The sequence below is a fragment of the Neorhizobium petrolearium genome, assembly GCF_029854435.1.
Classification (GTDB): Bacteria; Pseudomonadota; Alphaproteobacteria; order Rhizobiales; family Rhizobiaceae; genus Neorhizobium; species Neorhizobium petrolearium.
Genome location: NZ_CP123001.1, coordinates 846,172 through 865,790, shown reverse-complemented (window position 1 = coordinate 865,790; position 19,619 = coordinate 846,172). Strand labels below are relative to the sequence as shown.

The 19,619-nt window shown below is 59.5% G+C and carries 17 protein-coding genes and 1 pseudogene; 4 read left to right on the top strand and 14 right to left on the bottom strand.

The window, feature by feature from the left end:
• Positions 1 to 11: 11 nt before the first annotated feature.
• From QEO92_RS30925 to QEO92_RS30895, 7 genes are all read right to left on the bottom strand, one after another.
• Entirely contained in the window at positions 12 to 932 is a 921-nt protein-coding gene (locus tag QEO92_RS30925) for a formylglycine-generating enzyme family protein (RefSeq protein WP_227705847.1), read from the bottom strand.
• 76 nt (positions 933 to 1,008) lie between these two features.
• The gene (locus QEO92_RS30920; RefSeq protein WP_037145545.1) at positions 1,009 to 1,959 is read right to left on the bottom strand and encodes a DUF4432 family protein; all 951 of its coding nucleotides are present in this window, start codon (positions 1,957 to 1,959) and stop codon (positions 1,009 to 1,011) included.
• 31 nt (positions 1,960 to 1,990) lie between these two features.
• On the bottom strand, positions 1,991 to 3,100 hold the full coding sequence (locus QEO92_RS30915) for an ABC transporter ATP-binding protein (RefSeq protein WP_227705846.1): 1,110 nt from the start codon (positions 3,098 to 3,100) through the stop codon (positions 1,991 to 1,993).
• An 8-nt stretch (positions 3,101 to 3,108) separates the two neighbouring features.
• A complete protein-coding gene (locus QEO92_RS30910; RefSeq protein ID WP_227705845.1) occupies positions 3,109 to 3,939 on the bottom strand; it encodes a carbohydrate ABC transporter permease in 831 nt (276 codons plus the stop codon).
• Complete coding sequence (locus QEO92_RS30905; protein ID WP_227705844.1) at positions 3,936 to 4,862, bottom strand: carbohydrate ABC transporter permease; 927 nt, start codon at positions 4,860 to 4,862, stop codon at positions 3,936 to 3,938. The genes QEO92_RS30910 and QEO92_RS30905 overlap by 4 nt, the downstream gene beginning before the upstream one ends.
• Before the next feature lie 58 nt (positions 4,863 to 4,920).
• Positions 4,921 to 6,264, bottom strand: a complete 1,344-nt coding sequence (locus QEO92_RS30900) for an ABC transporter substrate-binding protein (protein WP_227705843.1) — start codon at positions 6,262 to 6,264, stop codon at positions 4,921 to 4,923.
• A 32-nt stretch (positions 6,265 to 6,296) separates the two neighbouring features.
• Positions 6,297 to 7,811 carry a sulfatase gene (locus tag QEO92_RS30895; protein ID WP_227705842.1) on the bottom strand — a complete coding sequence of 505 codons (1,515 nt, stop codon included), beginning with the start codon at positions 7,809 to 7,811 and terminating at the stop codon, positions 6,297 to 6,299.
• A 96-nt stretch (positions 7,812 to 7,907) separates the two neighbouring features.
• On the opposite strand from QEO92_RS30895, the gene QEO92_RS30890 reads away from it, so the two are divergent.
• The gene (locus QEO92_RS30890; RefSeq protein ID WP_227705901.1) at positions 7,908 to 8,858 is read left to right on the top strand and encodes a LysR family transcriptional regulator; all 951 of its coding nucleotides are present in this window, start codon (positions 7,908 to 7,910) and stop codon (positions 8,856 to 8,858) included.
• 3 nt (positions 8,859 to 8,861) lie between these two features.
• Here the strand turns inward: QEO92_RS30890 and QEO92_RS30885 are convergent, their stop codons facing one another.
• Positions 8,862 to 10,376, bottom strand: coding sequence for a sulfatase (locus QEO92_RS30885; RefSeq protein WP_227705841.1), 1,515 nt, complete (start codon positions 10,374 to 10,376; stop codon positions 8,862 to 8,864).
• A 428-nt stretch (positions 10,377 to 10,804) separates the two neighbouring features.
• The gene (locus tag QEO92_RS30880; RefSeq protein WP_320443065.1) at positions 10,805 to 11,704 is read right to left on the bottom strand and encodes an SDR family oxidoreductase; all 900 of its coding nucleotides are present in this window, start codon (positions 11,702 to 11,704) and stop codon (positions 10,805 to 10,807) included.
• Positions 11,705 to 11,786: 82 nt separating this feature from the next.
• Here QEO92_RS30880 and QEO92_RS30875 point away from each other — a divergent pair, with 82 nt between their 5' ends.
• On the top strand, positions 11,787 to 12,173 hold the full coding sequence (locus QEO92_RS30875; protein WP_227705840.1) for a winged helix-turn-helix transcriptional regulator: 387 nt from the start codon (positions 11,787 to 11,789) through the stop codon (positions 12,171 to 12,173).
• A 46-nt stretch (positions 12,174 to 12,219) separates the two neighbouring features.
• Here QEO92_RS30875 and QEO92_RS30870 read toward each other — a convergent pair whose 3' ends face one another.
• From QEO92_RS30870 to QEO92_RS30850, 5 genes and pseudogenes are all read right to left on the bottom strand, one after another.
• Positions 12,220 to 12,867 (bottom strand): HD domain-containing protein, encoded by a 648-nt coding sequence (locus QEO92_RS30870; protein ID WP_227705839.1) that lies wholly within the window; start codon positions 12,865 to 12,867, stop codon positions 12,220 to 12,222.
• A gap of 60 nt (positions 12,868 to 12,927) precedes the next feature.
• The gene (locus QEO92_RS30865) at positions 12,928 to 13,347 is read right to left on the bottom strand and encodes a cupin domain-containing protein (RefSeq protein ID WP_037145531.1); all 420 of its coding nucleotides are present in this window, start codon (positions 13,345 to 13,347) and stop codon (positions 12,928 to 12,930) included.
• 26 nt (positions 13,348 to 13,373) lie between these two features.
• Positions 13,374 to 14,127, bottom strand: a pseudogene (locus QEO92_RS30860) (SDR family oxidoreductase).
• 58 nt (positions 14,128 to 14,185) lie between these two features.
• Positions 14,186 to 15,022 carry an alpha/beta fold hydrolase gene (locus QEO92_RS30855; RefSeq protein ID WP_227705838.1) on the bottom strand — a complete coding sequence of 279 codons (837 nt, stop codon included), beginning with the start codon at positions 15,020 to 15,022 and terminating at the stop codon, positions 14,186 to 14,188.
• 527 nt (positions 15,023 to 15,549) lie between these two features.
• On the bottom strand, positions 15,550 to 16,017 hold the full coding sequence (locus QEO92_RS30850) for an SDR family NAD(P)-dependent oxidoreductase (protein ID WP_227705837.1): 468 nt from the start codon (positions 16,015 to 16,017) through the stop codon (positions 15,550 to 15,552).
• A 147-nt stretch (positions 16,018 to 16,164) separates the two neighbouring features.
• Between QEO92_RS30850 and QEO92_RS30845 the strand changes: the two genes are divergently transcribed.
• Together QEO92_RS30845 and QEO92_RS30840 are read left to right on the top strand one after the other, a co-directional pair.
• On the top strand, positions 16,165 to 17,232 hold the full coding sequence (locus tag QEO92_RS30845; protein WP_227705836.1) for an AraC family transcriptional regulator: 1,068 nt from the start codon (positions 16,165 to 16,167) through the stop codon (positions 17,230 to 17,232).
• Positions 17,233 to 17,552: 320 nt separating this feature from the next.
• A complete protein-coding gene (locus tag QEO92_RS30840; RefSeq protein WP_227705835.1) occupies positions 17,553 to 19,511 on the top strand; it encodes a mechanosensitive ion channel family protein in 1,959 nt (652 codons plus the stop codon).
• Positions 19,512 to 19,619: the final 108 nt, after the last annotated feature.

Sequence of the window (19,619 nt, the reverse complement as noted above, 5' to 3'; positions counted from 1 at the left end):
CAACTAGCATGTCAGATCGCGTCGCCCTCGCACGGCTGCGCATCGTAGGCGATGCGGAAGCCGGTATTGCTCGACGCGCTGTCCGGCGAAAGCCCCATACGGGCGGCGATCCGGTAGCGGTAGCAATAACTCTTGTGGCAGAGGAAAGAGCCGCCCTTCAGCACCTTGTCGGCGCTCTTCTTCGACTGTTCGTTGCGCAGCTTCGCCTGACGCGATAGCGAGCGAACCCGGAACGGATCGCTCGTCCACTCCCAGACATTGCCGGACAGATTGTAGAAACCGTCCCCTGTCGGCGTGAAACTGCGCGAGGGTGCCGTGCCGAAATAACCGTCCGCCAGAGTATTCACCTGCGGAAACCGTCCCTGCCAGATGTTGCAGAACACTTCGTCGTCCGTCGGCTCCTCGTTACCCCAGGGATATTTCCGCCGGCGATTGCCGCCACGCGCCGCATGCTCCCATTCCGCCTCCGTCGGCAAGCGACCGCCGACCCAGGCGGCAAAGGCGAGCGCATCGTTCCAAGACACCTGCGTCACCGTATGATCCATGCGGTCTTCGATCGAACTGCCCGGTCCTTCCGGCATGTTCCAGACCGCGCCATCCACACGTACCCACCAGGGCGTGCGGGCGACATTTTCGGCGATGAGCTTCTGATCCTCGAGCAGGCCGACAAACACCGCGGCGCAGCCGAACTTTTCCGCCTCGGTGACATAACCGGTGGCTGCCACAAATTCGGCGAAGCGAGAGACGGTGACGGTTTCGGCTTCGAGGAAAAAATCGGTGACTGTGACCCTGCGTTCCGGGCCTTCGCCATCGACGGTCAGGATCGGCTCACAGGTTCCAACAAAGCTTTCGCCGCCCTTCACCGCGACAACCACGCCGGCCCTGCCGCGCGTCGTGATCCTCGCAGCAGCGCCCAATACTTCATTTCCCATATTCCGGCTCACCGCCGAACAGCATCCGCTCATTGTTTCTTCCAAGCTCCCCATATCGGTGAGCCCCTGCCGGACATTATCTGCCGCTGTCGAAAAGCATCTCGAGATGGAACATATGCGTGCCGCCGCGCTCCGTCGGCCCCAGAGCGCCTGCCTCGCGCAATTCCTTTCGCGGTAGGCGATCATGCGTCGCCGGCTCGATGCAGAACACATTTACACCATCGTGCGAGTTGCGAAGCGTCTGCAGGAAAGGCAGTTTCCGCCCGTCATATTTCAGGCGGAAGCGCGAACCGCCGCCGGCACCAGCCGCTAGCTCGACCTCCGATACCGACGCGCCGGAGGGGCGGGTCTTGATCTTATTCTCGCCCAGGCAATCCACTGAGATATCTTCGCCGTTGAGATGCAGCACGCTTGCCGGGGTCATCGCCGGAAAACCAAGGTTGATGTGATACATCGCCATGATCGGCAGATTGCCGGACAGCACGGTGACGCGGTCGGAAACCACCAGCGAGCGGCCTCCGAGCGGCACATAGACATGCCGCTGCAGCCGGATCGTGCCGTGGTTCAGGTTGAACTGGGTCACCTCGGCCTTGACCCGGAAGAGGCATTCGTCACCATCCCAGACCGTATCCGTGGTGGTGATCTTCGACGGCAGGTTCATCATGTTGCCGTGTAAAGGGAAACTGCGCCCCTGATCGGTGTCCGGCTGGCGGATATGGTCAAAGCCGCAGGTCATCATCAGACCGGAAAGAGCGTTGTTCTCGCCGATCAGGGACGGGAGGGGCGTCCCCATCGGGCTGATCCAGCCGAACGGGATATTGTCGCACCAGACCTGGCCGATATCGCAGCACCGGTCCGGCAGGAGATCGATCCGCAATCCGCCACCGCTGTCGATCTGGAGGAGCCGCATGCCGCGGCCCGCCCCGTCCTCGACCGTCATCCTCTTGAAGCCCGCCACTTGCATGAGATCGGGAAAAACTCGTCCGAGTTCGCGCTTCGTGAACGTCTGGCCGAACAATATCACCATTTCAGCACCTCGCACCTGACCAATTGATTTGTCATTCGGCCAGAAGGCTGTCGCCGCTTGCGGTATCGAAAACGTGCCAGCGATCTGCGACCGGGCGGATGTTCAGGACATCGTTCGCCGCCGGCGCCGCCGCCATTCCTTCCGGCACGCGCACGCCGATCGGCCCGAGCGCCGACTGGCCGAAGATGAATATCTCGTGGCCCAACCATTCCGTGACATTGACCTTGACCTCGAGCGCGCCCTTCGTGCCGGTCGCAACGATCTCGAAATGCTCCGGTCGGATACCGACTTTGACCTGCCTGCGGGAGGCCATCCCGCCAGCAAGCTTCGCCTGCCGCTCCGGCGACACCGGCAGCGACATTCCGCTGGCGCCACCGAGCCAGAGTCCACCGTCGATCATCTCGACCTGGCTCGCCACGAGATTCATCTCCGGCGTGCCGATAAAGGTCGCCACGAAGGTATTTTTCGGCCTCAGATAGAGGTCCTGCGGCGAGCCGATCTGCTGCAGCTTGCCGTCCTTCAGGAGCGCGATGCGGTCCGCCATCGTCATCGCTTCCACCTGGTCGTGGGTGACGAAGATCGAGGTTGCGTTGAGCCTTTCGTGCAGGCGGCGGATCTCGATGCGGGTCTGGGCGCGCAGCTTTGCATCGAGGTTGGAAAGCGGTTCGTCGAACAGGAAGAGTTTCGGATTGCGCACGACGCAGCGCCCCATTGCGACGCGCTGACGCTGGCCGCCGGAGAGCTGTCCCGGCTTGCGGTTTTCAAGGCCGCCGAGATCGAGCATGACGACAGCTTCCTTGACCCGCCGGTCGATTTCGGCCGGATCCTCGCCACGCATCCGGAGCGCAAAGGACATGTTGTCCCTGACCGTCATATGTGGATAGAGCGCATAGGACTGGAAAACCATCGCAAGGTCGCGGGCCGACGGGTCGAGATGGGTAATGTCCTCGCCATCAACCATGATCTTGCCGGACGTCGTTTCCTCCAGCCCCGCAATCATCTTGAGCAGTGTCGATTTTCCGCTGCCGGAAGGCCCGACCAGAACCAGAAACTCGCCGGAATTGATCTCAAAATCAATGCCGGGAATGACCTCGACCGCGCCGTAGGATTTACCGACTTTATGAAGCTGCAAGTGTGCCATTGGTTTTCCTATTTAACGGCGCCGGCGAGAAGACCGCGCACGACGAAACGCTGCCCGAACATGATGAAGGCGAGCGCCGGGATCATGGAGAGCATGGAGGCGGCGGCCATCTGCCCATAGAGGATCTGGTGTTCCTGGGCGAAGGTAGCGATCGCCACGGGTGCGGTCATGGTATCCTTGTTGGAGAGATTAAGGGCAATCGCGAAATCGCTCCAGGCCGAGATGAAGGCGAGCGCACCGGCCGCTGCCATGCCGCCGAGCGACAGGGGGAAGATCAGGTGACGGAAGACCTGCGCATAGGTGCAGCCGTCAAGCCGCGCCGCCTGAACGAGTTCCTTCGGAATGTTCATGACGAAGCCGATCATCAGGAACAGCGCCATCGGCAGCCCCTGCACCACCTGCGCCAGAGTAAGCGCCGTATAGGTACCGTGCAGGCCGACCTGCGTGAACATCACGTACCAGGACCCGACGAATGTCAGTGTCGGCAGCATGTGGAAGACCAGCGCCCAGCCGAGCAGGATGAAGGTCACCCAGCGCGGCGGCTGGAGGCGCGCGACGGTGAAGGCCGCAACTGTTGCGATGGCCAGTACCAGCAGTGTCGAGATCACCGCCACAACGGCACTATTCCAGAGATTCCAGAGGAAGTGCGACTGCCGTGAATTGATGATGAGCTGGTAATTGACGAACGTGAATGGCGCAATCGTTGTGCCCATCAGGATGTCGATCTGCCGTTTGAACGAATTGGACAGGATCCACAACATCGGGCCCAGAATGATCAGGGCATAACCCCAAGCCATCACGTTTCCGCCGATGCCGCTGAGGCTTCTCTTGGCATTCATGCTGCGGCATCCTTCTGTTTGCGGCGGCGGCGGACCACGGTATTTGCAACGACGATCAGTGCGGCGACGCCGAAGATCGTCAGGAGAGACATTGCCGATCCCATTCCGACCCGATCCTGCGCGAAGAAAACGCGGTTGATCGAGAAATTGATGACTTCGGTCGCCGTACCGGGACCACCGCCCGTCAGCAGGAAGACCTCGTCGAAGACCTTGAAGGAAAGGATCATGCGGAATGCCAGCGTGATCAGGATGGTCGGCATCATCAGCGGGATGGTCACGTAGCGCAATTCCTGCCAGCGGTTCTTGACGTCCAGCTTGGCAGCCTCGAACACTTCCTGGTCGAGCGATTCCAGGCCGGCAAGCGTCAGGAGGAACACGAAGGGCGTCCAGTGCCAGACGTCAACAACGACAACGGACATCAGCGCGAACCGCGGATCGCCGAGCCAGTCCACCTGCGGCAGGCTCAGGAAGCTCAGCAAGGAATTGACGATACCGAAATCACGGCCAAGCAGAAGGCGCCACATGGCCCCGATGACGATCGGAGGAATGACGATGGGCAAGAGGAAGACCGCGGTCAGCACGCTCCTGCCGATCTTTGAAGCACGACGCACCGCAAGCGCCATAGTGAACCCAAAAATCATCTGCAACGTGACGGCGCAAATCGCAAAAATGATCGTGTTCCTGACACCGGCCCAGTAGACCTCCTCGCCGGTGAAAAGCTCATGAAAATTTCGCAACCCGACGAAATCGACGACGGCCGAGCCGGACACCCACTTGACGTCGGAAAGGCTCAGATAAGCCAAATTGAAGACCGGCCAGATCGACAGAAGAGCGAGGACGATGATGGCAGGAGCAAGGGAGCCAGCCCTCCACCAGAAATTAGCGCGTTCGATTTTCGTCGCGTCTATGGGACGTATCGCCATTGTGAAAGATAACTCCAGAAAGGGGTGTCCGGGCATGGTGTCCCGGACACCGTGCGGCTTACAGCATCTTGGGAGGAGTGAGCTTGTAGCCGGCCGCAGTCAAAATCTGATTCATCTCGGTCGCGGCGCCGTTCAGAGCATCTTTGGCGGAAATCTCACCGATCAGCGCCCGGTTGAGATAAAGCGAAATGACCTCCTTCATACGCACGCCTTCCTTAAGCGGCGTATTCATCTTGGCGACATCGGCATTTTCCGAAAACGCCTTGATGAAACGGTAGGCTGGATCGCCGGCAAGTGCGGTATCGCTGAGGTCCTTGCGGATCGGGATGCCGCCAGCCTGTGTGTAGGCAACCTGCGTATCCTTTTGCAGGAACCACTTGAGGAATTTCAGCGCCGCCTTCTGGTTGGCTTCCGGCACGTTCTTCGGAATGCCCGCCATCCAGTGGCCGGCGACCGACGCGTGCTTGCCGCCCGGGCCGGCCGGCAGAAGCGCGGTTTCGATCGTGTCGGTGACGATCGACTTGTTAGGGTCCTGAAGGTCGGCGACGGCTGCGATGACCGCAGTGCCCTGGGCTGCCTTGCCGGTGGAAAGGAGCTGGATCAGTTCGGCCTGTTCAAGCGCGCCGGCATTGCCCGCGCCAACTTCCTTGTTGAGCTTGATGAACGTCTCCAGCGCCTGCAAGCCCTGCGGGCTGTTGAGCGTCACCGAAAAATCGCCGGTTTCCGGATCTGCAAAGAAGCTGCCACCATGGCTGAAGAGGACGGGCGAGAAATCGAACAGGATCGATTCACGCGTACCACGCGACACAAAGCCGTAGGTCTTCGGCGGATTGTGCAGCTTCTTGGCATTGGCCAGCAGATCATCCCAGGTCTGCGGCACCTTCAACCCGGCCTGCCTGTAGAGGTCGCTCCGGTAATAAAGCACCAGGACGTTGCCATTGGTCGGAACACCGAGGAGCTCCCCCTTGGGATCGAAGCTGCTCTTGGAGGCGTTCCAGTGGGCCGAACCGCCGAAATCCAGCACACCCTCCGGCAGGGAAAAGCTGGAATCGATCTCCTTGAGCGGCCTCAGGAAACCGCCGGCATACATTTCCGCGAGCCCTTGGGCATTGATATTGATAATATCGTACGAACCCTGCTGGGCGCGAACCGAGTTGCGCATCTTGTCGACCATGCCGCCGAAGGGCGTCACGTCGAGCTGGAATTTCGTGCCGGTATCCTTCTGGTATTGATCGACAAGCGATACGAACGAGTTCAGCCAGGGCGACTGGCTGATCAGGATTCTGATCGTGCCCGCATCCTGCGCAAACGCCGGCGACGTGAGGCATGCTGCGAGGGAAAGGCCGGCAAGAAGCCTGCCCAGCGTCCTTCTCGTGTATCTGCCAATTTTTCTTTTGGACATTTCGGTTCTCCTCCCTGAATTGAAATCTCGCTCTACGACTGTTCCAGACCCATCCAGTCGAAGAATTCCGGTGTTGCGGAATGCTGTCGGAGGATGGCCGATATGGCGCCCTTGAAGCGCTCCTCCAAGTCCGGTGCATCGAGCGGGTTCTGCTGGTACGGGTCTGCAACATTGTCGTAGAGCGCCGTCTTGAAGCTCTTGAAATGGGTGCGGTCGCCGCCGGGCGGGCGTCGGGCATCGTTCAGTGCCCGAATGCTCAGCACCGGCAGGCCCTTGGTGAAATCCATCGGCTCGTGAAGCTCTGCCGTCTTCAGCTCGTCCAGCGCGAAGAAGCTGTGCAGATGCGTCGGCATCAGGGTGTATTCCCTGAGATTTTCGTCATCGAGATCAGGCGGATAAAGAAAGCAGGTATGCCTGCCGTCGGTCACGCCGATCGCGCCGCCGAACATGCCGAAGATCACCGACCTTTCCTGCTCCTCGCTTTCCACCAGTTCGAGAACCGAAGCGCCCTGCACCTCGGCTGGAATCTCCTGGTCGAAGAGCTTGAGGATCGTCGGCATCAGGTCAGGTGTCTGCGTCACGACATTGGTGCGCGTTCCTTTGCGGGCGCCGAGCTTCGGGTGGTGAACGATAAGCGGTATATGCGAAATCTCCTCATAATAGGGCATGACGTTCTTCGCCCACCAATTATGCTCTGACAGGAGATAACCATGGTCGGTCGTCAGGATGAGGCATGTGTCTTCCCAGAGATTGTGGGTATCGAAATAGTCGAGCAGCTTGCCGAAATATTCGTCGCACATAGCGACCAGGGCAGCATAATTTGCGCGTATTTCGGCGACCTCGTCCTCGCTTTCTGAAACCGGCGCGTATTTCGGCCAATCTATAATCGGGCCGTCATAATTCGTCTTGAGCTTCTCGCGAAACCGCTTCGGCGTGTAGAAGGGCTCGTGCGGATCGAAGCATTCCAGATGCAGCATCCAGTTGTCGGCGCCGCGGTTGTTGTCCAGGAATTCGAACGCCCGGTCAAAGCACTGGACGGCCGGGAAATCCTTCTCTTCCTTGATGAACTCCCGATTGATCTGATGCTGCAGGCGGTTCGCCTGGTTCGGACCGTTATAATGCTGGTTGGAATACTCTTTGCGGAAGCGATCGAGCGGCGGCTGAACCAACGCCTTCCAGATGTCGTACTCCTGGCCGCGCACGAAATCCCAGGTCGAATAACGGGAATGATACGTCGCTCCGCCGTCTTCGAAATAATGGAAGTGGTCAGTCAGGAGATGTGTGTAAACGCCGTTCTTCTTCAGAAGCTCCGGCATGGAATTGTCGAAGGGTTCGAGAGGTCCCCAGGATCGGTGCATGAAGTTGAGACGCCCTGTATGAAGGTCGCGCCGCGCCGGCATGCAGGGCAGGCTGCCGACATAATGATTATCGAAGGTCAGAGACCGCGCCGCAAACCGATCGAAATTCGGCGTCGGAACAGCTGTTCCCCCATAACAACCCAAAGCAAGCCTGTTCAACGAGTCGAACAGCACAAAAACTGCACGCATCAAAGATCCTCCATGAGCGGAAACTAGCGGCAGTCTTCGGCTTGCGCTAATACCTCTCACATCGATGTCGATAACCTGGGGATATCACTTGTGGCGATGCATCATATCTGGAGGCTGCATCATTTTCTGAGTGTTGCGGAACAGGGAAGCTTTCACGCGGCAGCAAGGGCGATCAATGTCAGCCAGCCGGCGTTGACCAAATCGATCCGCCTGCTCGAGCAGGATCTCGGCTGCTCGCTGTTCGTGAGGCTACCGGGTGGCGTGCGGCTAACCGAGGCGGGCGAGCTCTTCCGACACCGGGCACGGGAAATCGAGGCGTCATGGAATGCATCACTGGTCGAACTCAAGGTGCAAACGCGCGGCCTCGGCGGCGAGATGCGCATCGGCGGCGGACCGGTTTATTCGGCAGTCTATTTTCCCAACATGCTGGCCGACCTGCGTACCAATTTCCCGAACCTGCGGGTCGCGGTGTCGACCGGTGTCGGCGCGGATCTTCTGCCGCTGCTGCAGCGCGGTGATCTGAGATGCTATGCTGGCGGCATTCCCACCGAGATCGACGGGCTTGGCCGCGATTTCATCACGGATATCCTCTACGATCAGGAGAATTCACTGTTCGCATCCAGCCAGCATCCGCTGTTCGACGGGGGCGAGATCACGCCCGAGAAGCTTCTCGACTATCCCTGGCTGAGCCTGTTCAGCGGTGGACTGGCGAACGGCAAGATCGATCGATTTTTTGCAAGCCATGAACTGCCAGCACCGCCGCTTGCGCTCGAATCTCATTCCCTGCAGATTGCGCTCAAGATGCTGGTCGAGCACAATTTCATCGCCTGCATGCCGGTGCCGCTCGCCCAGAGCTATTCGACCCTGCAATTGCGCGAAATCCATATGGAAGGTTTCCATTGGAGCATTCCGACCGGCATCACCTATCATCGCTCCTCTAAGGATTTTCCGCCGATCAAGGTGATGCGGAAATTCCTCGAGAAGGCGACTCCCTTTGCAATGGCCAGTCGATCCGACAAGAAAAAGGCCTCGCAAGCGGGGCCTTGAAGGCTATTGCGTAAGCCCATACCACCGATAGACTTCCGGCGGCGTATCGTGTGCCGCAAGTTCACCGAGCAGTAGACGCGTGAGCCGTGCCTGATGTCCGGCATCCTCGACAGTTATTTCCTGCTTCGGATCGTTGATGACATTGTAGAGACGCGTGCCGAGATCCTCGAAACCCTTGCCGTCATTCCCGGGCGGACGAGGCACGCCCCTCAAGGCATCAATGGCGAGCAGCGGTATGCCCTTGGTAAAATCAAACGGCGGTGCCAACCTGGCCGTGCGCAGTTCCTCCGCATCGAACGGTACGGCCATATGCGCGGGCGCCAGCGTGTATTCCACCAGTCCGTCCGCCAGAATATCCGGCGGATAATGATAGAGCACCCATTCGCCATCCGTCACGCCGATCGGCCCGGAAAACACGCCGAATGCCGCAACATCGCGCTGGCGAACATCCTTTTCGAGCAGCGGCAGCAGGCTGCGAGCTCGCACCTCACCTGGGATATTCAGGCCGTAAAAATCCAGGAAGGTCGGCATCAGATCGCCGGTCTGGGTCAGGCTCAGCCGGCGCTCTCCTGCCCGGTTCTTGAAATCCGGGTGATGTATCATCAGCGGAATATGGGAGATCTCTTCGTAATAGGGCATGCGGATCTTGCCCCACCAACCATGTTCCGACAGTAGGAAACCATGGTCGGTGCTCAGCACGACGCAGGTGTCGTCCCACATATGATGTTCATCCATGTAGTCGAGCAGCTTGCCGAAATAGTCGTCGCACATCGCCACAAGCGCCGCATAATTCGCGCGGATCTCGGTCATCTCTTCCGGATTTTCGGCCACCCTGTCGTAATGCGGCCAGTCCAGGATGCTGCCCTGGTAACCTGTCGCATACAGTTCCTTGAAGCGATCCGCCGCATGGAAAGGCTCATGTGGATCGAAGCATTCGAGCATGAGGAACCAATTGTCGGCCATCCGGTTGCGGTCAAGGAAATCAAAGGCCGAGGCAAAGCAGCGCGGACCGGGCATGTCCTGCTCCTGCTGCATCTCGGTCCGGTTGATCGCATGCTGCAGCCGCTTGCTCGGTTTTTTGACATTGTAATGCCGCTGGTCGAATTTCTCGGCGATCATGTCCAGCGGCGGCGCGACCATCGGAACCCAAGGATCGTATTCCTGCCCGCGGATATAGTCGTAGCTCGAAAATTTCGTGTGAAAACCATGCCCGCCGTCTTCGAAATAGTGCAGGTGATCGGTGATCAGGTGGGTATAGACGCCCTTCCGCTTCATGATCTGCGCGAACGAATTGTCGTATGGCTCCAGAGGTCCCCAGGAGCGGTGCATGAAGTTAAGCCGGCCGGAATGCAGATCGCGCCGTGCCGGCATGCAGGGCAGCGAGCCGGCATAGTGTCTGTCGAAGGTAACGCAGCGCTCGGCGAACCGGTCGAAATTGGGCGTGGCGATGCCGGTTCCGCCATAACAGCCGAGAGCGTCGCGGTTGAGCGAGTCAAAAAGGACGAAGATCGTTTTCATGAGGGTCCTCCCTGTTACCCGTTTAAGGCAAAGATCATCGCCCGCATAATCGCTCCCGGTACTGACGAGATAACCAGCGGTGATCAGTCATGTACATTTTCGACATTTGCGCTCTGCTGTTTTAGGCAACGAGCCAAGCGCATTAGGACAACGGCAGAAGATTACCGCCGTTGCCAGTCGTTCATGGTCTTGAACGGGCTGGAACCCACGACCGGTCACTTTTTGCTTTGAGCCGCCCCGTTCGCGGTCGTGATCGTCGTCGAAGACCGGAGACCGCTTTCGGTGGAGGCTGGCCCGCGCTCGAGCATCCCGGGCAAATACGCCGAAACGATCACCGCCTCATCCGGCCGCTAATCCAAGCCTACGACACCGTAGTGAAATAGACTCCGGGCTGTGTCGGTGATGGTTTCCTCCTGAGCCCGAGGACGCTATCCCAGCATTCGCCTGGCCTTCTCGCTGGTGCTCCTGCGAATGGGTGCTCTCGTCGCTTCTTCTATCAGCGGTGCTTGCACCTTCGCAGCGAACTCGCCGAGATTCTCCCTGAGGACCTTGGCGATATCGAACAGCGTGACGACATCGCCGCTCACCGCGATGAAGCGCTGTCCCCTTGCCGCCTCCGCCGCCATTGCGAGGATGTGGAGATCGGCAAGATCGCGGACATCGACCATGCCGAAATTCAAGCCAGGCAGGGGCGGAGCCCCTTCGAGAAGCTGCTTGATGAAGGCAATCGAAGCAGAAATATCCGGCCCCAGAACCGGCCCGAAAATACCGACGGGATTGATAACGGTTAATTCAAGAGCGTCGCCTTCACGCGCCATGAATTCCCAGGCCGCTCGCTCGGCAAGAACCTTGGATTTGATATAGGGCTGCATGTCCGGACCGTTCGGATCCGTCCAATCCTCCTCGTTGAAGACCTTGTCATAGTTGGTGTGGCCATAGCCGATAGCCGCGAACGAGGAGGTCAGCACGACACGCCTCACACAGGCATCTCTCGCGGCGCGCAAGACGCGCAAGGTGCCATCACGCGCCGGGACGATCAGTTCGTCCTCATTCTCCGGGGCAATCTGTGGAAACGGCGAAGCGACGTGCAGCACATAGTCACATCCGGCGACAGCAACGGGCCACCCATGGTCATCGGTCAGATCGGCCTGGCTGAAGGAAAGCTTCTGGTCGGCTTCAACACCATCATTGCGCACCATCGCCCGGACTTCGGCTTCACGCTGGGGGCTCCGTATTGTCGTTCGAACCTGATGACCTTCCTTCAGAAGCTTTGCAACTATGTGGCTCCCGACGAAACCCGAACCACCCGTAACCAATATCTTGCTCATAATATCACTCTGATTGTTTGCTTTACCGCAACATCGAGCTGTTATATGAGATTATCAAGTAGGATGGATTTTCAGACCCAGCATGAAAAATCAGACCACTGAACCACGTCTCTACGACGAAGACGAATGCGCCGGATGCACAGGCCCGGAGCCAATCGACATTCTGCGCTTCCAGCGAGCCATTCGCGCCATTACGGGCAAATGGAAGATCGAAATTGTCTGCATCCTGGTCGAAGGGCCGCTCCGGTTCGGCGAATTGCGCCGCCGACTCCCGGGAGTGACCCAGCATATGCTGACTGAGCAGCTCCGCGATCTCGCCAACAACGGCATCGTGATCCGTAGTGCTTTCGCGGAGATTCCGCCGCGCGTCGAGTATGAGCTGTCGCAAGCCGGAATCGACTTGATGCCGACGCTCCGCGAGATGCGGGACTGGATGCTCAAATATGAGCATCAATTGACGGTCTCCTGATGGGTTGCCTACAGCGAGCAGGCCGGTCGCAGAGTCGCCGCGGACCTCATTCGTCGAAGGGGGCGTTCAAGACCAGATCCACCACCGAGGGCGCCTTGTAGCCTAGAACGAACCGTTCGCCGAAATCACGCGCGAAGTTGTCATACGTCGTCTCCGGATTCTTCTCGACGATGCAACAAAAGCACTTCGTCATTTTTTGCTTCATTCCCAGCCTGGGAAATTCCGAGACAATCCTCACCAGCTCGGCGGCGGGGATGGCGTCGTAGCGCCAACCGATGACATCAAGGCCGATCCCCGCGGTGCAGAGCGCGACCTCTGGTTCCTTGTACAGGCCGATCGAAGGGGTCGAGTTGAGGGCGACGCTATCCCAGATCAATTGCGCGCGGCGACCATCGACGCCGCTCTCAGTCGCGAATGTTCGTGCAAGATCCGCCCCTTCCACCTCGAAACGGCGTGGTCCGGCGAACCTTTCGTTCAGCGTGATATCGTGCAGTAGCGTCCCGACTGCAACGACCGCCGCATCGTGCACAACGCCTTCGATCTGCCCGAGCCGCGCTGCGAAAAGCCAGGAACGGACCACGTGATTGAACAGATAAGGCTCACATTTCTCCCGCGCGTATTCAATCGCTTTGTCCACGAGCGGCGTGTCAGGGACGGACATTCCTGCAAGCATTCTACTGGCAGTTTCGGTCATGGTTACCTCCGGATCTTGCTGGGTGGCCGCCCGCAGGGTGCAGCGAGCGGCGGCTGCGGGTCACTTCTCATCCGGGATGGTCAGCACCTTCTCGTCGGTATTGACGACGAACACTGCCAACAGCTTCGACGGCTCCGCATCACTGGCATTTGCGCTGAGGCCGTGATGGTCGCCCGGTAATTCCGTGAAGCTTTCGCCAGCCTTGAAGGTCCGAACCGGCCCTCCATTGATCTGGCTTTTTACGGCGCCTTCCAGGACCGTCGCATAGATGATCGCCGACTTCGCGTGCGTGTGTGCCGGTGAGTAGCCGCCGGGGCCATATTCTACGAGAACGCCGCGAATGCTCTTACCGGGCACATCCGGGAGCGCATGCTCGTAGACGAGCGTGATTTTCGCGCTCTTGGCTCCCGGCACATCATCGGCAGATGCAGGCACGGCGTACGCCGCAGCCAGGAGCAATGGGAAAAGATAGTATCTCATGGGCGTATCCCCGAAGGTTAGAAGCATCAAGTGGGCCGGTGGGCGCCAAGCCAGTCGTCGAGCGAGCTGCGACCGAGTCTCGCCTCGCCAAGCGGTACCAGCGACGTCTCCACGACCGTCCCACCGAAGTATCGCGCTTTCCGGTCACTCACGACGCTTCGGCTATCACCGATCGCCTCGAGATAGCGCGCGACGATCCGATCGAAAGGCGCCCGATCAGGACCCGCAATATCGAAATGCACGCCCCGTGGAGCGTTGGTAGCTGTTTCTGCCACGATGGCGGCCACGTCGTCCGCGGCAATCGGCTGAAACAAACCGTCCGGTAGGCGGACGATCCCATCGACAACACTGGTTTCGACGATGGCGCCGAGGAACTCCATGAACTGGGTGGCACGCACGACGCTGTAAGGGGACGCCCGAGCCTTCAATCAGCTTCTCCTGGGCCACCTTGGCCTGAAAGTAGCCGTTGTCGGGCATGCGGTCGGTGCCGACGATGGAGAGGGCAACATGATGGCGGATACCGGCCGCGCGTTCGGCGGCAAGCAGATTGCGACCCGAGGTCTCGAAGAAGGCGAGTACCGCTTGCGGCTCGAACGAGGGCGAGTTGGCGACATCGACCACCACTTCTGCGCCGGCGAGGGCTTCCGGGAGGCCTTCGCCGGTGAGGGTGTTGACGCCCGTGCTGGGTGAGGCGGCGAGCACCTCGTGACCGGCTTCGCGCAGGAGTGCTGCGGTGCGCGACCCGATCAATCCGCTGCCGCCGATAACGACGATCTTCATGAAACTGTCTCCGTTAGAACGTGATTAGAAGGCCGGCGCCAGAGCGTCGGCCTGGATCTCAGCCCTTCACGAAAGCGAGGAGGTCCGGGTTGACCACGTCGGCATGGGTGGTGCACATGCCATGCGGAAATTTCTCGTAGACCTTCAACGTGCTGTTCTTCAGGAGCTTGGCCGAAAGGAGGGCGGAGTCCGCTATCGGCACGATCTGATCGTCGTCACCGTGCATGACGAGGGTCGGCACGGTGATGACCTTCAGATCTTCGGTGAAATCGGTCTCGGAGAAGGCTTTGATCCCGTCATAGTGGGCCTTGGCGCCCCCCATCATGCCTTGACGCCACCAGTTGTCGATGACGGCTTGGATCGGCTGTGCACCGGGCCGGTTGAAGCTGTAGAAGGGACCCGACGGCAGATCGACGTAAAATTTGGAACGGTTGTCGGCGAGCGCCTTTCGCAGTCCGTCGAAAATCTCGATCGGCAAGCCGCCAGGATTGGCTGCCGTCTTCACCATAATCGGGGGAACCGCGCCGATGATGATCAGCTTGGCTACCCGGCCCTGCGGCTGCCCATGCCTGGCCACATAATGCGTCGCCTCGCCGCCGCCGGTAGAGTGGCCGATATGAACGACGTTCCTAAGATCGAGATGCTCGACGACCGCTGCGGCGTCAGCGGCATAATGGTCCATATCGTGACCCTCGCTGACCTGTGCCGAGCGCCCGTGGCCCCGCCGGTCGTGAGCCACGACCCGATAGCCGTTCTGCAGGAAGAACAGCATCTGCGTGTCCCAGTCGTCGGATGACAGCGGCCAGCCATGGTGGAACATGATGGGCTGGGCGGTCTTCAGGCCCCAGTCCTTGTAGAAGATCTCGACGCCATCGCGTGTGGTGATGGTGGCCATGCTTTGGTTCCTTTCAACGGTTGGGTTTTGGACTGTGGTTGATTGTGCTGTGGCCGGCCAGCTCGGGAGCAACGCAAGCATCGTCGCGCCCAGCCCGAAGGCAAGCAGATCCCGACGGTCGGGATCGATCGGCTCATTTGGCTTCATGTCTGTCATAACTTATCCCCTCGTCATCCATGGCAGAACGACTATTCTCCATTCGGCTTGCTTCGTCGGGTGGGATGATCGTTTTGCTTCACACTAAGCGTGCTCAGGACGTGGTAACGATCGACAATCAATGCTGGCACCCTTCATAAAAACCTCGCCAGTGATACAAGATTATATCCTTGAATAAATTCAAACATACACTATGAGACCCCCAAATAAACAATCGGATTTAGACAAATATATTTATAAAATTCGTCCCTACTGGTTCGTTGATACGCATCTTTAAGTATCTTCGGAAAAGCAGCAAGTAGGATGTATTTTATGACCTGGTCTGAAGAAGCAGACCATCGTCGACGTATGCCGGCGGCCTCCCCATGCGATCATTCCGAACCATACCCTCGTGCCGATCGTATTCTCGGCGCTCGCCTTTGCGCTCGTGGCAGTTCCGTCCCGATCCTCCCGCCGCCTTGAGCGCCGGCCCACAGCGCAAGGGTGAACTGGAAATGACCAAGATGGTTGGTGGCGAATTGCCCTTCATGGCCATCGGCATAGCGCGTGAGCGGGGTGGCCATGATACCTGCGCTATTGATGAGGATGGAAACGGTGCGACCGGCAGAGACGACGCGTTCCGCGAAGCTGGCCATGGAAGCGGTATCGGTCAGCGCCAGCGTTTCCAGTTCGACCCGCTCCATCTTGTGCAAGGCGCCGGCCGCCTTTTCCACGTCCCGGGCAGGAACAATCACGTTTGCGCCAGCGCCGGCCAGCGCGCGGATCGCCTCCAGTCCGATGCCGGAGTAGCCACCGGTCACGATCGCAGTATGCCCGTTCAGGCCGGCGTCTCCGATCACATCGGCCGCCGTCGTGGCCGCATCAAACCCTGATCCGATTGGTATTTGAACCGGCAATATCATCCTTACCCCGCCAGACATGGTGCTGTGGCTCAGTTTCGGCTAAGAAAACGAGATGATCCATTCATCTGCGTCCGGTTTGCTGTCGTGATCGTCCAAAATGCGCCCAATGATGGTCTTTCCGATGTCCTCCGACTCGTTGACGCACACGCTGTCGCGTCGGTGACGCTGACCGCCGGAGGAGATTGGGCGATCCGCTTTCCGGCGCCCGACTACATCAAATTCTGCGCACTACGGCGGGGCACATGCTGGCTGACCACGAGCGAGGGCCTGCCGCCCCGGCAACTCAGCGAGGGCGACTGCTTCGTTGTGGTCCGTGACGCGTTCACGCTCGCCAGTTCACCGGGCGTACCGCCGATACCTGCGGTGGCGGTGTTTGGTGACTTCGGACAAAGCGGGCATTGCGGCGACGGCGATGACACGCACCTGATCGGCGGCAGCGTGCGCTTCGATACGGTGAACGGCGCGATCCTCACGGATGTCTTGCCGGCTGCGATCCTCATTTCTGGCGAGGCCGCTTCTGCCGTGCACTGGCTGCTGGAGCAACTCGATCGGGAGTGGCGAAACGCTGGACCTGGCTCGCTTCTCGCCTGCAATGATCTGCTTCGACTCATGTTCATCCATGCGCTCCGAGCCTATGTCGCCGATCTGCCGCCAGCGCCGGGGAATTGGCTCGCCGGGCTCACGGACTCGCGCATTGGCAAGCCTTGGGAAGCGATTCATGCGGATCCCGTCCGCAGTTGGACCCTAGCCGAACTTGCATGTCTTGCGGGCCAGTCGCGATCGGCCTTCGCCAGTCATTTCAAAGTAAGCGTTGGCGTGTCGCCGATGTACTATCTTGCGCGCTGGCGGATGCGGCTTGCCGCAGCGAGGCTGCGCCGTAGCCGCGAACCTGTAACCTCCATCGCCGCCTCACTGGGCTACACATCCGATAGCGCGTTCAGCGCAACGTTCCGACGGATCATGGGAGTTTCGCCCACACGCTATCGAACGAACTTTAGCGGTCGCGTTCCTGCCACGCCTGGCAGGCCCGGGAAAGACGCAATTCCAACCGAGCACACGTCCGGGGTCACTGCACGAAAGCCAAACGTTCAGCCTGCTCAAACCGCAAGCCACCATCAAATTGGTCCTCTTCGCGCTTCGAACCCGATTTAGGTCCAACGATGCCAGTAATGGAAACTTAAACCGGACAGCAGTGGGCTTGTCCCGAGCATGACGCCGAGCGCGATGCGCCAACCTTACTGCCGATCGAGAAGTCGATGCGTCCTCCGCTGGGTGGAAATTCATCCCCGTAGAGCCCTTCTTTGCCGACGTTTACGCGCGTCTGCACCTGCATTTACTGTTACCTACTTCCACAAGAGCCTCCCTTGTGGCTTCATGTGCATAGCCAGTCCATGGGAGCCGTATGAACGGCAAGCCGCGCTGGCAGATCTTCGCGGGCATAGACTCCCAGTTTCCACTCAAGAGGCCGACTAATGAAGTGGCTGATCGCACTCTTCCTTGCGCTCCTGTTGGCATGGCCTTCATTGGCGCAGACCCCGCCGCAACAGAAGATCGACGATCTTGTGCGGTTGCTGCAGGATCCTGAGATCCGTACCTGGCTGGAAAACGGGGCACCCCGGCCTGCGGGGGCGACGGCGGCTGCCGCGACCGTTAACGGTCCTTCATCCGACCTTGCCGCATGGGAAAGCTCTACTCGGGCTCGGCTAGACCAGACGTTGGCGGCCTTTCCGCGAATTCCCAGTGAAATATCGGCCGCCGCCGTGAGAATTCGAGAGGACGCTGTCTCAAGTGGTTACGCTCCCGTCTTTATCATCCTCGCAGGGCTGCTAGCTCTCGGCCTCGCTGCGGAGTGGATCTACCGTCGCACCCAACGCTTCTCGAACCTCGTTATCCGCGAACTAGCCCCGGTCGCGGTGTTCGCGATCACTATGGCCATCGTTTTCTTTGCCTTCAACTGGCCGCCGCTCGTACGCGTTGTCCTGTTGGCCTATATCTCGGCCTTCGTCCTTTACCGCGTCGGTTCCGTGCTGATCGCGCTCGCCTTGGTCGAGCAGCCGGCATCGCGGGTGCGGGCGCACATCATCCTGGGCATCGCGGCATTCGCGATGGCAACCGTATTGGCCGGCGGCTATACCGGCGTGGATCCGGCTGTTTCGGATGCCGTTTCTCTAGGTTTTTCCGTACTCGTGCTTGTTCTCGCATCCGAGGCCGTATGGTCGAGCCGGCACATTCCGGTTTCCCGCAAAATACTGCTCACGGCGTTCCTCGTAATCGTATGGATGTTCTGGTGCCTCGATCTCAAGGGCTTGTTCTGGTTGAGCTTATACGCGCTCCTGCTGCCGGAGGCTCTGAGGGCGGTTGGACGCGCAGCCGCATCCTTATCCCCAGCCGACCCCCATAGTCTGCGGGGGGTTCTGATTGTCCGAGGCGCGCGAGCACTCGCAGTGGCGGCCGCCCTCGGTTGGCTGGCGCTGGTCTGGCAGTTCAATCCGGACTCGCTCGGCCACATGAATCCTACGGTTGCGGCGATCTTCTACGGCTTGTTGAAAAGCGTCGTTGTGCTTCTCATTGCCGATCTCGCCTGGCAGATCGCGAAGACCTGGATCGATAGGAGCATGGCAGCCGCGGAGCAGAGCGGTGGCATGTCGCCGGCAGAGGCCGCGCGACGCGCCAGGTTTCGTACACTTCTGCCGATCTTCCGGCACGCTCTTGCGGCCATGGTCATCGTCATGACTGGACTGATAGTGTTGTCGGAACTCGGAGTCGAGATCGGCCCGCTGTTGGCGGGTGCAGGCGTTTTCGGCGTGGCGCTGGGATTCGGTTCCCAGACGCTCGTCAAGGATGTCATCAGTGGCATTTTCTATATGCTCGATGATGCTTTCCGGGTCGGCGAATACATCCAGGCCAGTAGCTACAAGGGGACCGTGGAAGGATTCAGCCTGCGCTCCGTGCGGCTGCGCCATCACCGGGGTCCGGTCTATACCGTACCCTTCGGCGAACTCGGCGCCGTCCAGAACATGAGCCGAGATTGGGCGGTTGTGAAATTCATAATCTCGGTTGCCTACGACACCGACGTCGCGCAGGTGAAGAAACTTACCAAGGCGGTCGGTAAGGAACTTCAGAAGGACCCGGAATTCGAGCCTCTCATCATCGAAACCCTCAAGATGAAGGGGGTCGAGAAGTTCGGCGACTACGGGATAGACTTGAGCTTCGGCATGATGCTGAAGCCGAGCCAGTTCCAGTCCATGATCCGACGGCGGGCTTACGCGATGATCAGGGAGGCATTCCAGCAGAACGGCATCAGCTTCGCGCACCCCATGGTACAGGTCGGCGGCGAAGAAAAAGACGGCGCGGCGGCGGCGATGGCGCTTCGCTCGCAGCAAATCCAGACGGCGGCGGCGGAGGGCGTGAACGCTTCGCCCCAAAGCTGATCGAACGAGCATCCGGAGCGATCTTTCGCGAGATACCGGAACATCTCGAGGGCGGAACATCAGACGTGGCACGGGCACAAGGGTCTGCTTCATAGCCCGGCACCCAAG

What these genes read in the sequence shown, in the direction of transcription:
- QEO92_RS30925 (WP_227705847.1), bottom strand. Translation starts at nt 932, where the DNA reads ATGGGAAATGAAGTATTGGGCGCTGCTGCGAGGATCACGACGCGCGGC.
- QEO92_RS30920 (WP_037145545.1), bottom strand. Translation starts at nt 1,959, where the DNA reads ATGGTGATATTGTTCGGCCAGACGTTCACGAAGCGCGAACTCGGACGA.
- QEO92_RS30915 (WP_227705846.1), bottom strand. Translation starts at nt 3,100, where the DNA reads ATGGCACACTTGCAGCTTCATAAAGTCGGTAAATCCTACGGCGCGGTC.
- QEO92_RS30910 (WP_227705845.1), bottom strand. Translation starts at nt 3,939, where the DNA reads ATGAATGCCAAGAGAAGCCTCAGCGGCATCGGCGGAAACGTGATGGCT.
- QEO92_RS30905 (WP_227705844.1), bottom strand. Translation starts at nt 4,862, where the DNA reads ATGGCGATACGTCCCATAGACGCGACGAAAATCGAACGCGCTAATTTC.
- QEO92_RS30900 (WP_227705843.1), bottom strand. Translation starts at nt 6,264, where the DNA reads ATGTCCAAAAGAAAAATTGGCAGATACACGAGAAGGACGCTGGGCAGG.
- QEO92_RS30895 (WP_227705842.1), bottom strand. Translation starts at nt 7,811, where the DNA reads ATGCGTGCAGTTTTTGTGCTGTTCGACTCGTTGAACAGGCTTGCTTTG.
- QEO92_RS30890 (WP_227705901.1), top strand. Translation starts at nt 7,908, where the DNA reads ATGCATCATATCTGGAGGCTGCATCATTTTCTGAGTGTTGCGGAACAG.
- QEO92_RS30885 (WP_227705841.1), bottom strand. Translation starts at nt 10,376, where the DNA reads ATGAAAACGATCTTCGTCCTTTTTGACTCGCTCAACCGCGACGCTCTC.
- QEO92_RS30880 (WP_320443065.1), bottom strand. Translation starts at nt 11,704, where the DNA reads ATGAGCAAGATATTGGTTACGGGTGGTTCGGGTTTCGTCGGGAGCCAC.
- QEO92_RS30875 (WP_227705840.1), top strand. Translation starts at nt 11,787, where the DNA reads ATGAAAAATCAGACCACTGAACCACGTCTCTACGACGAAGACGAATGC.
- QEO92_RS30870 (WP_227705839.1), bottom strand. Translation starts at nt 12,867, where the DNA reads ATGACCGAAACTGCCAGTAGAATGCTTGCAGGAATGTCCGTCCCTGAC.
- QEO92_RS30865 (WP_037145531.1), bottom strand. Translation starts at nt 13,347, where the DNA reads ATGAGATACTATCTTTTCCCATTGCTCCTGGCTGCGGCGTACGCCGTG.
- QEO92_RS30855 (WP_227705838.1), bottom strand. Translation starts at nt 15,022, where the DNA reads ATGGCCACCATCACCACACGCGATGGCGTCGAGATCTTCTACAAGGAC.
- QEO92_RS30840 (WP_227705835.1), top strand. Translation starts at nt 17,553, where the DNA reads ATGAAGTGGCTGATCGCACTCTTCCTTGCGCTCCTGTTGGCATGGCCT.